Below are 15,415 nucleotides of genomic sequence, written 5' to 3'. Positions count from 1 at the left end.
GTGCGTCGATCCGCATCCGCGCGATGGCACGGATGAAGGCGGCATTGAGCCGGAGAGTCAGGTTCGGGAGATCTGCAGCTGCGCGAGGTCAGGGCGCAGCAGATGTGGTCCCTGAATGCGCGGAATCGATGCGCGGTGCGCGGAGTCTCGTGAAGGGGCTTGCATCGGGGTGCGGAGTCGCGCGCGGGCGAGTCGGGCGAACACCAGCACGCCGAGAAGCGCACCGACTATGCACACAGCGGCGGCGACATCAGATGATCCGGCAGAGGACACCGCGGACTGATCTCGTTCGTCGTGCTCACTCGACAACGAGAAGCTTTCCGGTGACGCTGTGGCCGACGTCGCAGTCTCTGCGTGGACAGTGCTCGCGATACCGAGCGTGAGAAGCAGAGCAATAATGATCCCGAAGAGCACCCTCAGCGCAAGCGGCCCGCGGGGGACGTGCGCTGAGCGTCCGGTGTCCGTGCGCAGCATCATCCTCTCCAGTCTACGTTGCGGTCGCCCGGCGCAACTCCACACCCGAACCCAGAGCTCGAGCGCACCGCTCTGTTGAAAGATAAGTCAGCAAGCACTGTATAGTCATTGCATGCTGACCATTGCTTCTCGTCTCGACGTGATGAACCGATTGGGGCGCGCCATGGCTGACCCCACTCGTTCTCGGATTCTGCTCGAACTGCTTTCCGGGCCGGGATACCCGGCGCGCTTGTCCGAGGCACTGGATCTGTCTCGCACCAACGTGTCGAACCATCTCGCGTGTCTTCGAGGGTGCGGCATCGTGGTCGCGACGCCGGAGGGACGTCAGACGCGGTACGAGATCGCGGATCCGCATGTGACTCGAGCCATCACTCTGCTGGTGAACACGGTCCTCGCGGTCGACGACGGAGAGGCGTGCACAGACGAGAACTGTGACGTGCCTCTATGCTGCGCGCCTACCGACAGGGCGATGGAGGAGATCCGATGAGCGAGGAATGCTGCGGCCCGGACGAGCCACGCCAGACGAGAACTGTCCGTCGGCTCGAGCTACGCCAGCCCTCTGCCGCCGCAGACGCCTGCTGCGGACCCGACCCCATCACGTCCTCTTCATCATCGAGGCGAACGCCGCCCCTGGAGGACGACGCCTGCTGCGGACCGGCTTCCCCCCGCGACGCGGATCATTCGCACGGGGACGCTGAGCACGAGGCACGGCCGCCCCTCTGGCGCGACACCGCGCTCCTGCCGTCCGCGATAGCCGGCGTGACGCTGCTGGCAGGCTATGTCTTCGAGTGGTCCGGACTGCCGGCTCCGGCGCTTGTCCTCCAGACGGTCGCACTCCTCGCGGGTGCGTACACGTTCGTCCCCGGGGCGATCCGCCGCCTGGTGCGGGGCCGACTCGGCGTCGGCCTTCTGATGACCATCGCCGCCATCGGCGCCGTAGCTCTCGGCCACGTGGGCGAAGCTGCAGCGCTGGCGTTCCTGTTCTCGCTTGCCGAAGCTCTCGAGGATCGGGCTATGGATCGGGCGAAGGAGGGACTACGCGCGCTGCTGTCGCTGATCCCGGAGACCGTGCGTGTCTCGCGCCTGAACGGTGACGTGACGATCCCCGCCGCGGAGGTCCGCGAGCTCGACATCCTCGTCGTCGGTGCGGGAGAACGGATCGCGACGGACGGCGTGGTGGTCGAGGGCCGCTCCGGCATCGACACGTCTGCCGTGACGGGCGAGTCGATCCCGGTGGAGGTCGGACCGGGACACGCCGTCCCCGCGGGATCGGTGAACGGGGCTGCGACGTTGCGGATCGAAGCAACCGCCGACGGCCGCGACAATTCCCTCACCCAGATCGTCGAGCTCGTCGAGCAGGCGCACGCCCGCAAGGGCGAGCGAGCCCGCCTGGCGGACCGGATCGCCCGCCCGCTCGTGCCGGCCGTGCTCATCGTCGCAGCTCTCGTGGCCGTGTTCGGGTTCATCGTCGGGGATCCCGGCCTGTGGATCGAGAGGGCGCTCGTCGTGCTCGTCGCCGCGTCCCCGTGCGCGCTAGCCATCGCCGTTCCGGTGACGGTCATCAGCGCCATCGGCTCGGCCTCGAAGTTCGGTGTGGTCATCAAGTCCGGCGAGGCCTTCGAACAGTTCGGCACCATCCGCACCGTCGCGCTCGACAAGACCGGCACCCTCACGCGCAACGAGCCGGAGATCGTCGCCGTCGTGCCTGCTCACGGACGCTCCCGCGAGGAGATCATCTCCCTCGCCGCCGCCCTCGAGACCACGAGCACCCACCCGCTTGCCGCCGCCATCACTCGCGCCGCGTCCGACATCCCCGCAGCGACAGACGTCGTCGAAGATGCCGGCCACGGCCTCACCGGCCTCGTCGGCTCCACCCACGTTCGGGTCGGGAACGCACGCTGGCTCTCGGAACTGGGTGAGCTCACCGAGCCCGCCGACGAGATGGCCGGAGACGGTATGACCGTCGTCGTCGTCGAGACCGACGGTCAGGTCTCGGGCCTCATCGGCGTGCGGGACGAACTGCGCCCCGAATCCGCCGAGACCATCTCCATGCTGAACGCGCAGGGCATACGCACCGTCATGCTCACCGGCGACAACCAGCGAACCGCCTACGCCCTCGCCGCCCGCGCCGGCATCAGCGACGTACGCGCCGAGCAACTCCCCGCCGACAAGGCCGCCGCCATCACGGCCCTCGTCACGGAGAGTCCGACGGCCATGGTCGGCGACGGCATCAACGACGCCCCCGCCCTTGCCACCGCAACCGTCGGGATCGCGATGGGTGCAAAAGGCTCAGCTGCGGCCATCGAATCCGCCGACATCGCCTTCACCGGCAACGACCTTCGCCTCATCCCCGCAGCCCTCGCCCACGCCCGCCGCGGACGCCGCATCATGACCATCAACATCGCACTCGCCCTGGCCATCATCGTCGTTCTATTCCCCCTCGCCTTGTTCGGTGTTCTCGGCCTCGCTGGTGTCGTCCTTGTCCACGAGGTCGCCGAAGTCATCGTCATCCTCAATGGCGTCCGTGCCGCCCGACGCCGCGGGATCGGATTCTCGCGGTGACGACTTCGGTTGCCGAGTCGACGGACCTCGTGACGGAAGTTCGGGGTTTGGACGCATCACCACTGAAGTTGTGCTTCAGCGAGTGCCAGAGCGAGCGTTCGGCGCGTATCGGAGCAGCATCACCTTGAGGCAACGCGGTAAGCCGCGTCCACCTATGCATGCCGGACAGACGTTGACTCGTGGTCGGCGACCGTCTCGGTCTCGAGTTGAAAGGTCGAGTGCGCGACCGAAACTTCGAAGTGTTCAGCCACACATTCCCGAATGTCAGCCAACACCGTCATCGCGTGTCCGTCCTGGAAGCACTCGTCGCGAACTATGACGTGCGCGCTCAGCGTGGGCAACCCAGTGGCCACGGTGGATGCGTGAACGTCATGCACATCGACTACATGCTCGAGCTTGAGAATGTGTGCCCGCACGTCCTCGAGGTCCAGGCCTTTGGGAGTGAACTCCATGAGAACACTGCCGGTCTCACGCATCAACATGAACGCGCGAGGGACGATGAGAGCGGCGATGAGTATTCCTGCGAGAGCATCTGCCTGCTGAAACCCTGTCGTCGCGATGACGATGGCCGCGACGATGACACCGAGTGAACCAAGAGCATCGTTGAGAACTTCGAGGAAAGCGGCCCTCATGTTGAAGTTCGCGCCTCGACTCGATGCGAGCACCGCGATTGCAACGATGTTGGCGGTGAGCCCGATGATGCCAAAGACGAGCAACTCCCCCGCTGGTACTTCTGGCGGCTCGAACAGGCGACGGATACCTTCGATTGCCGCGTAGGTTCCGACCGCCAGGAGCAGCGCCGCTTGAGCGAGTGCTGCTATCACTTCAATCCGTCGAAAGCCCCAGGTGCGCTTCGAGCTCGGCGGGCGCAGCATCAACGTTGCCGCGATGAGCGCGACGAGAAGTCCTGACGCGTCGGTGATGGCGTGCGCCGTGTCCGTGAGCAGAGCGAGGCTGCCGGTGATGACGGAGCCAACCGCCTGCGCCGCCACGATGGCGGCAGTGATGGCGAAAGCGATCCAGAGCCGGCGGCGAAAGTCCCCTGGCATGCCTTCTTCGGTCATAGTTGGCCCGTGGTCATGCCCCGCACCCATTACGCTGCCCCTTTTCTCTCACTTCGTAAGTGCTCACACAGCACCAAATCTTTTCCGGTGGCGGCCAGGAGCGTTTCTGCGGCAACCGTCACGACTCGCAGAGCCTCGGGATGCGCGAGGGCGTACCACGTCGCTGGACCGTCGGGTCGAGCGACAGCAAGACGACATTCAACGAGGAATCCAAGGTGCATGCTCACGGTCGACTGCGCGAATCCCATGTGCTCAACGAGGTCGCGCACTCGATGCTCTCCGGACGAGAGATGCTGAACGATAGCCAGTCGCGTGGGGTCAGCGAACGCCTGGAACAGGTGTGCGTACGCGTCAGTCGCCTCCGCGTCCAACTTAAGCAAGTTGCGTTCTATCATCGCCATACGACGATGATAGATCGCAAACACTGCACCGTCACGGTTCTAGAGCAACTGATAAGGACACTCACTTGCACGGCCAACTGATGGCGGGCGCGCTTGGACCGTCGACTATCCCGCATGACGATCTCGCCGGGACGCACGAGACGCTGGCGGACGTCGCCCCCATGAACCACGAGATGCGCACGTTGCCTGACGAACAATGATGTCCTCCGCGGCACGCCACTATCAGACACGGCTAACCGAAGGATGTTCCCTCAGCGGTCTTCGGACGCCCTGCAAGAGGGGGAACACGAGCGCGTTGGGTCCGGAGATCTGCTGCGGGGTCCTGGCGGCTCGCGGGTCGCAAAGTCCGGGGAATCCTCTCGGCACCCGGGTACGGCCCGACAGGGTGAGCCCGGCTGTCTCGAGAACACTCTCGACGCTGGTGACCCCCAGCATGTTCGCGACGAGAGATCTAGCGATAATGCCGAACTGCTCTTGCGATGCCCTTTCCCGTTCACGGTGCTCATCAGTCGTCTGTCGAACACGTTGCGCGTCCGGGTGTTTGAATGGGACGACAGCGAACAGGGCGATGATATCCGGGCACGGTACACCGCAGCTTTGAGTATTCATGCGAGCGCGCCCTCCTGGCCCATCACAGACGTGCTGCTTAAGGTCGAACCTTCATCAACATCGGCGACTCCCCGGGAGGCCGGAGAGTCTTGGTGGTCAAGCGCGACTCGGAAGCTGTTCCGGCGCGGGAACGGGAGCTCTTCAGGCAGCTAGCTGACCTTCAGGTCCTTGAGTTCACGGCGGGGAAGGTTGCTATCGAGGGCCCTCTTGCGTGGCTTCTGCGGTGATCAATGTGATTCGCCCGTTCGGCTTTACCTGAACTCCGCCTTGCAAGCGCTGGCGCGGAACTGCTCGCTGTCGCGGGGACTGCCTCACCGCGGCAGACTCGCACGGCTGCTGACGTTGTCAGCCGCCTCTGGTGAGGGTGGACGTCGGCATCGGGATCACCACGGCAGACAGCATGAAACTCACTCCCGCCAAGTGTGGCGTCCTCGCAGCGCGCCCAAGTGCTCGGTGTTGCGATGCGATCTCGAGCCCAGCGATCTTCAGTCTGATCTCCCGTGACCTTCGCAGAATCATGCGCCTCTCCACAGTCGCCCGCGATTCATCGGTTCTGGCCATCGTGGGATGTTTCATTGCGCTCACGTTTCGCGACCGGCAACGGCCGACAACGACAGTCAAACGGACGAAGGTCTCCAGCTCTCATTGGTCTACCGAATCGTTCGCTGCCGCGGCCCGCGTCGTTCGGAGAACTTCGCCCTGACGGGTGACCAAGCAGCGAATACGCCGGTTCGGATTACGCCGTCAGAACAGTAAAAGAAAGAACGCTACCGCGGTCATCTCCCCGTCATCCCTCGATCGCCCACCCCATGATCGCCTGCTGCACGCTCTTCAGGTGACGTTTGAACTCGTAGCCCACGAACGCGGGATGGTTGGCGGCAGCGACCGAGACCTCACGCCCGCGGACGAACGGCGGGCATGGCGCGAAACGGACGCCGTCAGGGGCGCTGTCGAGGAGATCCGAAGTGATCCGATAGGGCGCCATGGCCGCGGTGTGCTCCCCCGGCCCATCCGTGATGATCACGTCGGCCTCCTGCACGGCATCGCTGAGATCCTCCTTCCACGGCAGCGCGGGTGTGCGGACCTCCTCCGGGCAGGCCTGCACGACATCGATTCCGAAAGCCCGATGGGCTTCCTCCCAGGCTCGAGCGATGTTGCCGTCTGGTCCCACCACGAGGACTCGGAGTGAGCGGACATCCGTCTCGCGCGAGAGCGCGAAGAGATCGGATAGCACCTCGCATGGGTGGTTCGCGTTGGTCATCGCGTTGACCACCGGGAGAATCCCAGGGGCAGCGAGCTCACGAAGCACGTGGAGATCGGCATGCCGGACGACGAGGAGTTCGACCCACGCCGACAGGTATCCGACGATGTCGACCGCGTCCTCGACGGTGTCGAGCGCCTCCGGAGGGAAGACGATCGGCTGCAAACCCATCTCCGCAGCGCCGCGTTCGAACGAGACACGCGTCCGCAGGCTCGAGGAAGGGAAGAACAGCGCGGCCGCGCCGTCCCTCCTCGCCAGGGTTCCCGCTTCGATCCGCGCGGCGCGCGCGAAGATCTCCCTCAGATCGTCCCCAGTAAGTTCGGTCAATGAGAGAAGGTGGCGCACTCCCCTATTGTCGCGGACGGCTCCAGCCTCATGATGTCGTGAAGATAACCTGTGCTCGCGCCACGATGTCATCCACTCGCGATTGGAGGAACGGGCCGGGACACTCCGTTCCCGACCACGTCTCCTGGTGGGTGATGACGTGCTCTCGGTCGATCCGGAAGCGCACCGGAACGCCGTCCAGGGTCCGGCCGTCGAAGCCTGCGAGCCACGCGATCATCTGCGCGATCTCCTCGACCTGCGCGGTGGTCACCGTGTACTCCGGCGCTCCGGTGAAATCCAGCGTCTCCACCGCCACGGAGCGCCAGTTCCAGTCCGCGCCGGTGGACGACGGCTTCGCTCCCGGGCGGATGGTCTCGATGACCGAGCCGTCGTGCCGAAGATAGAAGGTGGGAGCCGATGATCTCCTGTTGCAGCGGGAGAAGAAGTCCAACTGGTCCGATGTCGTGCCGGTGTGGTGGATGATGAAGCGGTCGATGACCGGGCTCACAGTTCGACGTTCGCTGCCCGCGATGCTCCGGTCAGCATGCACCGTCGGGTGGGCGCAGTCCTCGAAGCCGAGCGGGACCTCGAGACCCGCGACCGCGCGGCCGTAGACCGGCTCGTACTCGGGTAGCCCTCGGGGGTTGTCCGGGCTGCGTCCGGTGTCGTCTGCCTCTCCCCCGGAGTTCGCGGAGAGCCAGATGCCGACACCGGTCACCGCGATGCCGGTTCCGGCGGCGATGAGGTATCCCCGCCGCGTGTGCGCCGGCACGTGCTCATCGGCGTCCCGTGCTCCCGGGTCCTCCGGCTGCTGACCCTCCCCGCGCGTACTCACGCGGGCTGGTCGCCGTCTCGGGGTGCTCGGAACTCACGCGGCCGGCGTCGTCCTGGCCAGACGAAATGCGCGACCGAGAAGGCGAGGACCGTCCAAGAGACGACGAACGCCCACCACGGGAGCGCCGCTCCCCCGCTTCCGCCCGCCAGCATGACCGACACGATGCAGGCGCTGAGTCCGACGACGACCCCGACGACGGTGATCTCGCCGTGCGCGAGCCACCGCGCGCGAAGCGCCGAGACGAGGCGAAGGGGCAGGCCGATCACCAGGGCGGTGATCATCGACACGACGGACAGGACGACGGCGATGATGCTCGCCCCGATGAAGGACGTCACCCCGTCGTACTCTTCCGCAGCTCCGAGCGCGAGGAAGAAAGCCACGATGAACAGGAAAAAGCCACCGACGAAGAACTGGCCGAGGATGAGCGAGGCGGTCGAGTCGTCGGCTCCCCGGAAGCCCCCGCGCTTCCGTAGGTCTGCAGGGACACGGCGAGGCGAGGTCATATCGTGATCCTACGAGTCGTACACCTTCGCTGGGAGCATACTCGCGCTACCCTCATCCGAACGTGGGCATGGCCGACGGGCCTGTGTTCCCCCCATCTCGCGATCTGCGAGGCGGGGTACACGCTCTCCGGAGGGCATGGAGTGCGGTCGCAACAGGTCCTGCGGAACGGTAGGTTCATCCTCAGGAACAGGCACATTTCGGCCTCGGCAGGATCGAGGGGCCTGAACTTCCGCCTGCTGACTGGGGAGATGTGGGGCGGGCGGATGGACGCGCACGATGACAGGGGCGAAGGGCCGCTGAGGCCCGCCGTGGTGGGCCTGGCGCTGGCGATGTTCAGCGCAGCGGTGGCGGTGGCCTCGACATTCCTGATCGCCGATCCTCGAATCGGCGTTCTGGCGGCAGTGACGCTGTCTTTCGGATGCGTCGGAGTGGCGGCCGGCCTCCTGCTCACGAGGCGAAGGACCTGGGGCGACCCCTCGTGGCCTCCAGGCACGGATCCGAAGCCCTGGACGGCCCGCCGCACCCGTCGGATCTTCTTGCTCTACGGGGTGTTCCTTGTCCTCATCTCCGTGGGTGGGGTGGTCACACTGGCGGGGACCGATCAGAACGAGGCCGACGACCCGCTGCGCGGATGGGTGCTGTCCGCCGTGCTCGGTGTGCTGGGCGTGACGTCGATCGTCAGAGGAGTGCGGCGGCAGCCTCAACCGGTGCACTCGTCCGATCGCCCGGAGACCGAGCCGAACGTCGACGTGCAGGAGTGGATGCCGTTGGGACGCTCTCGTTCGCGGACTCTCCCCCTGGTGGGCTGTTCACGTCTTCTCAGGACAGCCGCTTCTCCTTGCGATGATGATCGGCGCGTTCCTCATCCCGGTGGCGTCGGGACCGCTCGGCGCATGGATATGGCCCCTCGGGGCTGCGCTGCTGGCGGCCGTGGCGATCACCGTCAGCGCCGTCGTGCGGCGACGTTCGCGACCGCCGCGCATCTCACGCGACGCCACCCGTCTGCTCGTCGGCACGAAGGAGATCCCGACCGCGACCCTCACGACGGCCATGGTTGTCGTGCACCCCTGGGAGCCGGACGCCACAGCCCGGAGTATCGCGATCGTCCTCACGGCATCGGATCGCTCGCGAGCAGTGGTCGGCTTGCGAGAACGAGGGCTCCTCGTGTTGACCGATGAGCAGACGGAACTCCTCGTCGCGGCGATCGAGCGAGCCCACATCGATCTCCCCCGCGACAAAGACGATCCGCGCGGAAGGTTCTCACGGACGCTGTACCCCAACCATCTGACGAAATCGGAGGCCCTTCACCTCGTGCAGGAGCCCCCGGGTGACGGCGAGGCGCTGCCGGTGGGGTCCTCAGTCACGTGAGCCAGAGCGCCGGCTCGGAGCCCGCTCTCACGTCGCGAAGAGAGCCCTGACGGTCAGGATGTTCCGACCGTGGACGGAGGACGGGCGTTCCTGCCCGGACTCGACGAAGCCGAGCTTTTCGAGCACTCGCCGGGACGGGAGGTTCCATTCCCAGACGCCGGCCCAGACGCGGTCGAAGCCCGCCCCGTCTGCCCATGCCACGACGGCCTGGGCAGCTTCGGTGGCATACCCCCGGTTGTGCTCGGTGTGCAGCAGCTCGAACGCGAGCTCCGGTTCGGTGCCCACCCCCTCGCCTCCGTAGACGAGACCGCAGTACCCGATCGGATCGCCGGTGTCGATGCGTTCCACGGTGAGCAGCGACGACTCCTCGGCATCGCGGATATGCGCTCGGATGTCGTCCGTGTCGGGGCGGCCGTCCGTGTCGAGCCTCCGGTGCGCGGGGACTCGTTCGTCGCGTTCGGTCCACAGGTGCCGGAAGACGGGTGCGTCCTCGATTGTCTGCCGGCGCAGGCGGAGGCGCGACGTCTCCATCTCCGGGATGCGGGGCAGGTGACTCATCCTCGCAGTCTGGCACTCATCCGCCCCCGCGCTGTGATCTGCAGCGCCTAATGGGAGGACCAGACGCCGAGCTCGTTGCCGCTCGGGTCGGCGAAGTGAAGGCGCCGGCCACCGGGGAACGCATACGGCTCCTGCAGGATCCGGCCGCCTGCGTCCTGGATCGCCGCCTTCGTCGCATCGAGGTGATCGGAGTAGAGCAGCACGAGCGGACCGCCGACGGGTCGCGGTGCGTCCGCGAGCAGGAGCCCGCCGACCTCGCTCCCGTCTCCGCGGGGCGAGAGGATGCCTGCATAGCCAGGGCCGTAGTCCTGGAAGCTCCACCCGAAGGCGGTGGTGAAGAAGCGTTTCGCCACGTCGAGATCCGTGACGACGAGCTCGACATAGTCGAGGGCGTGGTGCTGCGAGGAGGCTGTCATGCGGGCACTCTAGCCACGGCGTCGGACATCGTCGGTCAGGAGTAGCGTGGAAGGGTGCCTCAGGTCTCCCACTCCCCCGTCTCCACACCGGGGTGGCGGGCCTGGGCGATCTGGTCCGTCGGCGTCGCGGCCTACGTGCTCGCCATCACCAACCGCACCTCTCTCGGCGCCGTCGGTGTCGAGGCCGCCGACCGCTTCCAGGCGGACGCCTCGACGCTCGCGCTGTTCGCGGTCGTGCAGCTCGCCGTCTACGGGGGAATGCAGATCCCGGTGGGCGTCCTCCTCGACCGCTACGGATCCCGTCCGATCATCACGGCGGGGATGCTGCTCATGGCGGCCGGACAGCTCACCATGGCCCTCTCCCCCAGCATCGGCATCGCGATCGTCGCGCGTGTCCTCCTCGGAGCCGGCGACGCCGCCGTCTTCCCTGCCGTGCTGCGACTGGTGGCCACGTGGTTCCCCGCGCAACGGGGGCCCGTCATGGTCCAGTTCACCGGAATCATCGGGCAGGCCGGGCAGCTGATCGCGCTGGTGCCGGTCGCCGCCCTGCTACACGCCACCACCTGGTCGATCACGTTCGGCAGCATCGCCGGTCTCGGCCTGCTCTTCACGATCCTCGTGTGGCTCATCGTGCGCAACAACCCCGCGGAGAGCGGCCCCGACGTGTCGGTGAACACGGACACCGGAGTCGTGCGTGTCGTGACGTCGGCGATCGACACGGGCGTCGGCATCCGGGCGGCGTGGGCGCATCCCGGCACGCGGCTCGCGTTCTGGTCGCACTTCACGACTCCGTTCGCCGGCACGGTGTTCGTGCTGCTGTGGGGCATGCCGTTCCTCACGGCAGGCGAGGGCCTGACCACCGCCCACGCGGCGGGGATCATCTCGATCTACGTGGTCGCGGGCATGATCTTCGGTCCGATCATCGGCGATCTCTCCCGCCGCCTCCCGAATCACCGCTCGCTCGCCCTCGTCCTCCCCGCCGTCGGCGTGCAGATGGCCGCGTGGATCGCGGTCATCGCCCTCCCCGGCCCCGCCCCGGACTGGCTCCTCTGGGTGCTGGCGATCGCTCTCGCGACCGGGGGCCCCGCGTCGATGATCGCCTTCGACCATGCTCGCACGCACAACCCCGCGCACCGCCTCAGCACGGCGACCGGAGTCACGAACGCGGGGGGCTTCATCGCAGCCCTGATCGCGGTCTTCGTGATCGGCCTCCTCCTCGACGCCCAGGGCGCCGGCACCCCGGACACCTACACGCTCGACGCCTTCCGCGTCGCGTTCCTCACCCCGATCCCCCTCTGGATCCTCGGGGTCGTTTTCATCCTCATCGAACGCAAACGGACGCGCATCCGCATGGGGCTGGATCCCGAGCGGCGTCGCTGAGCGCCCATAGGATGAGGCATGGCCTCCGCTCCCCCGTCGACCGCCCCCGTCTCGAGCGCCCGAGACGGCCGCACGAGGCCACCGGTGACGGCGGGGCTGCTCGCCGGCCTGCTCCTCGGCGCACTCTGGATCGTCTCCGGCGCCATCGCTCGACTGACCGGTTCCGACATCGTTCTGACGCGGTTGCTGAGCTTCGCCGGTATCGGACCGCTGCAGAGTCATGCCTGGCTGCTCCCCGGTGCGTGGGGCGTCCTCGTGCTGACGGTGACGGCCGCCGTGCTCTGCAGCGTCGTCTGGATCGTGGCACGCGGAGCACGGGGCGTCGGCCGGGCTCCCGCGTTCCTCGTGCTCTGGTTCGGTGCCGTCCTCGCCGGAACGGTCGTCGGGCTGTGCGACGACGTCACCCGGGTCCTGTCCTTCCTCCCTCTCTCGGGCCTGCACGGTCTCACGGCTGCGGTCGTCGAGTCCGCGCCGGACACTGCCTACTGGGGACTCGCCTGGGGCTGGATCCCCGCCTGGGCGTTCTCGCGCAGAGCCGGTGAGGAATCTGCGCGGCGGTGGTCCCCGGGCCTTCTCGGTGTCACCCTCGCGAGCGTGGTCGCTCTCGTCGTCGTCGGGAGCCTGGCCGATGCCGCGTGGCAGCGCCAGATCGTCGAGGAGAACGCCGCGCTGCAGGGCGCCACCGACGAGACGGGAGCCTTCGTCGATCCGGCGGCTGTGGGCGACCCTGTGCCGGAGCGCGCTCCGGGGGCCTCGACACCCCAGCTTCCCGCGGGCGCCTGCACCCTCGACCGAGCCACACTGCTGCTCGGAACAGCCGACGGGGCCACGGGGCATCGTGCCCAGAGCATCCGGCTGATGAACGTCGGTGAGGAGCCCTGCGTGGTCGAGGGGTATCCCGACATCGCGTTCGCGGACCAGAACGGCCATGCGCTCGACGTCGAGGTGCGCCCCGGTTCCTCATTCCTGGCGACCGACCCCGGTATCGCGCCCGTCACGGTACCGCCCGGCGGCGAGGCGACCGCGGTGATCGGCTGGGATGCCAATGCCACGGACGGCGCTCTCGTCGCCCGCGCCCTGCATGCCGCCGTGCTCCCCGGACTCGACCGCGGCTCGTGGCCGGTCGAGCTCGACATCGTCTCGGGCTCCGAGGTCGAGATCACCGCTTGGCACCTCGGCGCCGCACCCGCCGCGCCGTGACGGCACTCCGCGCCGTCAGCGCAGCAGGTGCTGCACCGTCTCCACGATCAACTCGACGCTGACGCGCTCCGGAACCTCCGCGTCGCCCGCCTCGAACTCGGCGAGCTCCACGCCGCGGACGTCGGCGACCGGGATGGCGGCGAACAGCGCGGCCACCTGGTGCGGCAGCAGACCGGCGCCGACCCGATAGGCCGCGGGGATGTAGCCGGGCTCCAGGACGTCCCAGTCGACATGGATCCACACCGGTCGCCCGGCGATGAGAGCGCTCAGCCGCTCCGGCGTGCTCTCCGCGGGGCTGAGGACGGTCACTCCCGCGCCGGAGAGGAGCTCTCCCTCGGCGGGGTCGATGTCGCGGCCGCCGACGACGATGACCTGCCGCGGGTCGATGCCCGCCCCGTGGCCGCTGTCCCACAGCCCGCAGGCGGCGGCGAGGACCATGCCGCCGAGGTAGCCGGAGTCGGTGGTGTCCGGCGTGTTGAAGTCGCCATGCGCATCGATCCAGAGCACCACCGCGTCGGGGTGGTGCTCGGCGACGCTCGGCAGCGTTCCGAGGCTCGCCGCACACGTGTTCGTCACGAGGAGCGGCGTCGTCTCCCCCATGATCGCCTCCTGCACCGCGGCACGGAGGCCCGCGAGCGTGTCCGAGGCCTCGGGCAGCGCGACCGACCAGTCGTCGAGCCGACCGGGCTCCGGAGTGCCGACCACGACGGGCTCCCGCCGGAGAAGCGAAGACAGGGCGTCGGCGACGCGGCGCGCCCCGACGAGGGCTCCGTCCGTGCGGTCGGCGACGCGACCCTGGTTGAGGATGAGCGCGAAGGGCCTGGTCATCCGCTCAGTCTCCCACCCGGCACAGACCACGGCCAAAACCGCCGCACCCACCCGGCACAGACCACGGCCAAAACCGCCGCACCCGGCCTGCACTAACGCCGGCGCGGCGTCCATCCCGACGGGAGCCCTCCGTCGACGAAGGCGCGGTCCCGGTCTGCCGCAGCCGACCAGCCCTGTGCCTCCTCCTCGGTGTCGAAGGCGCCGCGGGCCACGCGGAAGCCGACGTCCTCGTGGCGCATGCGCGGCGCTCCCCCACGGCGGACCGAGGCGCGGACGCTCCAGGCGTCGTCGGCGAACCCGCCGCCGCGGAAGACCCGGTAGTCGTCGTACCGCGCGGGGTCGAGGAGGTCCCAGCACCATTCCCACACGTTCCCGAGCGTGTCGAACAGCCCGTGCAGGTTCGGGAGCTTCCCGCCCACGTCCTGCGGCGTACCGACTCCGTCGGCAGCGGTCCACGCGGCCTCGGCCAGCGGGGCGTAGTGCGGCCCGGTGGAACCGGCGCGGCAGGCGTACTCCCACTCGGCCTCGGTCGGCAGGCGGTAGCCGTCCGCCGTGGTGTCCCAGGCCACATCCTCACCCTCGAAGTGGTAGACGGGATCGAGCCCCTCCCACTCCGAGGCGGCGTTGCAGAAGTGGACGGCCCGCAGCCAGCTCACGTCGGCGACCGGGCGACGAGGATGCCGTGACGGGGTGCCCAGGACCTCGGTGACCTGTTCTTCGGTCACCGGGAAGACACCGAGGGCGAAGGGTTCGAGTTCCACGGTGCGGCGCGTGCGTCGCCGGGCGTCGTGCAGCGTCACCGTGCCGGCGGCGAGACGGACGAGCTCGATATCGCTCATGCGCGGGGTACGGCGACGCTCACGCCGGAGACCGTTCGACCCAGGTGGGGTACTTCGCTGCGCGGCCGTCTCCGGACGAGGTCCTCGTCACGCGTCGACGCACCCAGGGCCCGACGAACTCCCGGTAGTAGGCCAGACCCGCGGGGCCGGCGGTCCAGCGATCGAGCGGCGCCCACCAGGCTGCCGGCGGCTCGAAGCCGAGTCCATGCAGCACGCGGGCCGCGACACGATGGTGTCCGGCCGCGTTCATATGAAGCCGGTCCTCCGACCAGTACGCGGGCTTCGAGAGCTCCGTGTCCGGCCAGTTGAGGGCGCGGATCACGTCGGAGCGATCCTCGATCCGCCGCAGGACCGCCTCGGAGAGCAGGTCGCCTCGGCGCTGCACGAGAGAGCCCATCGGAAGCTGCCCGCTGGGGTTGGCGCCGGAGAGCAGGATCATCGTCACGCCCTCCTCGTCACACCGTCGCAGCACTCGGCTGAACGCATCGGCGATGTGCTCCACGTCGGTCCGTGGCCGCAGCATGTCGTTGCCGCCGCCGTTGAACGACAGGTGCGTGGGACGGAGGGCCAGCGCGGGTTCGAGCTGCTCCTCGACGATCGGCCAGGCCAGCTTCCCTCGGATCGCCAGGTTCGCGTACTGGATGGGGTGCCCCGCGGCATCCGCCCATCCCTGCGCGGCGATGTCGGCCCAGCCGCGCTCGCGCCCATCGGGGAGCACATCGCCCACGCCTTCGGTGAAGGAGTCGCCTATCGCGACGAAACGTACATCAGCCACGCGCCCAGCCTATTCCC

Annotated in this window: 16 protein-coding genes; 5 read left to right on the top strand and 11 right to left on the bottom strand. The window is 67.9% G+C overall.

The features are described 5' to 3' along the window. Nucleotides 1–57 precede the first annotated feature (57 nt). Entirely contained in the window at nt 58–477 is a 420-nt protein-coding gene (locus D8M34_RS03715; protein WP_126893195.1) for a hypothetical protein, read from the bottom strand. 109 nt (nt 478–586) lie between these two features. On the opposite strand from D8M34_RS03715, the gene cmtR reads away from it, so the two are divergent. Both cmtR and D8M34_RS03705 read left to right on the top strand, forming a co-directional pair. Continuing rightward, entirely contained in the window at nt 587–961 is a 375-nt protein-coding gene (cmtR, locus tag D8M34_RS03710; protein WP_082297363.1) for a Cd(II)/Pb(II)-sensing metalloregulatory transcriptional regulator CmtR, read from the top strand. A 272-nt stretch (nt 962–1,233) separates the two neighbouring features. Beyond that, nucleotides 1,234–3,036 (top strand): heavy metal translocating P-type ATPase, encoded by a 1,803-nt coding sequence (locus D8M34_RS03705; RefSeq protein ID WP_446723720.1) that lies wholly within the window; start codon nt 1,234–1,236, stop codon nt 3,034–3,036. Between the two features lie 152 nt (nt 3,037–3,188). Here the strand turns inward: D8M34_RS03705 and D8M34_RS03700 are convergent, their stop codons facing one another. The 5 genes from D8M34_RS03700 to D8M34_RS03680 all read right to left on the bottom strand — a co-directional run bounded on the left by D8M34_RS03700 (nt 3,189) and on the right by D8M34_RS03680 (nt 8,033). Next, nucleotides 3,189–4,130 carry a cation diffusion facilitator family transporter gene (locus D8M34_RS03700; protein WP_126893194.1) on the bottom strand — a complete coding sequence of 314 codons (942 nt, stop codon included), beginning with the start codon at nt 4,128–4,130 and terminating at the stop codon, nt 3,189–3,191. Next, complete coding sequence (locus D8M34_RS03695) at nt 4,130–4,495, bottom strand: ArsR/SmtB family transcription factor (RefSeq protein ID WP_238695594.1); 366 nt, start codon at nt 4,493–4,495, stop codon at nt 4,130–4,132. The genes D8M34_RS03700 and D8M34_RS03695 overlap by 1 nt, the downstream gene beginning before the upstream one ends. A gap of 1,402 nt (nt 4,496–5,897) precedes the next feature. Further along, nucleotides 5,898–6,716: an ornithine carbamoyltransferase gene (locus D8M34_RS03690; RefSeq protein ID WP_274543242.1), complete on the bottom strand. Its 819-nt coding sequence runs from the start codon at nt 6,714–6,716 to the stop codon at nt 5,898–5,900. Between the two features lie 28 nt (nt 6,717–6,744). Continuing rightward, nucleotides 6,745–7,530, bottom strand: a complete 786-nt coding sequence (locus D8M34_RS03685) for a peptidoglycan recognition protein family protein (RefSeq protein ID WP_126893191.1) — start codon at nt 7,528–7,530, stop codon at nt 6,745–6,747. Then, nucleotides 7,527–8,033, bottom strand: coding sequence for a hypothetical protein (locus tag D8M34_RS03680; RefSeq protein WP_085607501.1), 507 nt, complete (start codon nt 8,031–8,033; stop codon nt 7,527–7,529). The genes D8M34_RS03685 and D8M34_RS03680 overlap by 4 nt, the downstream gene beginning before the upstream one ends. Nucleotides 8,034–8,877: 844 nt before the next feature. On the opposite strand from D8M34_RS03680, the gene D8M34_RS03675 reads away from it, so the two are divergent. Continuing rightward, a complete protein-coding gene (locus D8M34_RS03675; protein ID WP_126893190.1) occupies nt 8,878–9,402 on the top strand; it encodes a hypothetical protein in 525 nt (174 codons plus the stop codon). 27 nt (nt 9,403–9,429) lie between these two features. Here D8M34_RS03675 and D8M34_RS03670 read toward each other — a convergent pair whose 3' ends face one another. Beyond that, nucleotides 9,430–9,960 carry a GNAT family N-acetyltransferase gene (locus D8M34_RS03670; protein ID WP_238695588.1) on the bottom strand — a complete coding sequence of 177 codons (531 nt, stop codon included), beginning with the start codon at nt 9,958–9,960 and terminating at the stop codon, nt 9,430–9,432. Nucleotides 9,961–10,007: 47 nt separating this feature from the next. After that, nucleotides 10,008–10,376, bottom strand: a complete 369-nt coding sequence (locus D8M34_RS03665; protein WP_126893189.1) for a VOC family protein — start codon at nt 10,374–10,376, stop codon at nt 10,008–10,010. Nucleotides 10,377–10,430: 54 nt separating this feature from the next. Between D8M34_RS03665 and D8M34_RS03660 the strand changes: the two genes are divergently transcribed. After that, nucleotides 10,431–11,756 carry an MFS transporter gene (locus tag D8M34_RS03660; RefSeq protein WP_126893188.1) on the top strand — a complete coding sequence of 442 codons (1,326 nt, stop codon included), beginning with the start codon at nt 10,431–10,433 and terminating at the stop codon, nt 11,754–11,756. Nucleotides 11,757–11,774: 18 nt separating this feature from the next. Further along, on the top strand, nt 11,775–12,956 hold the full coding sequence (locus tag D8M34_RS03655) for a DUF4232 domain-containing protein (RefSeq protein WP_126893187.1): 1,182 nt from the start codon (nt 11,775–11,777) through the stop codon (nt 12,954–12,956). A gap of 15 nt (nt 12,957–12,971) precedes the next feature. Here the strand turns inward: D8M34_RS03655 and D8M34_RS03650 are convergent, their stop codons facing one another. From D8M34_RS03650 to D8M34_RS03640, 3 genes are all read right to left on the bottom strand, one after another. Continuing rightward, nucleotides 12,972–13,784: an arginase family protein gene (locus D8M34_RS03650; RefSeq protein WP_126893186.1), complete on the bottom strand. Its 813-nt coding sequence runs from the start codon at nt 13,782–13,784 to the stop codon at nt 12,972–12,974. 92 nt (nt 13,785–13,876) lie between these two features. After that, entirely contained in the window at nt 13,877–14,623 is a 747-nt protein-coding gene (locus D8M34_RS03645; RefSeq protein ID WP_126893185.1) for a formylglycine-generating enzyme family protein, read from the bottom strand. A 19-nt stretch (nt 14,624–14,642) separates the two neighbouring features. Then, nucleotides 14,643–15,398, bottom strand: coding sequence for an SGNH/GDSL hydrolase family protein (locus D8M34_RS03640; RefSeq protein WP_126893184.1), 756 nt, complete (start codon nt 15,396–15,398; stop codon nt 14,643–14,645). Between the last annotated feature and the right edge of the window lie 17 nt (nt 15,399–15,415).

It is taken from the genome of Microbacterium sp. HSID17254 (genome assembly GCF_003989315.1).
Classification (GTDB): Bacteria; Actinomycetota; Actinomycetes; order Actinomycetales; family Microbacteriaceae; genus Microbacterium.
The sequence above is the reverse complement of the archived record's forward strand: the minus strand, read 5'-3'. Positions and strand labels throughout refer to the sequence as shown.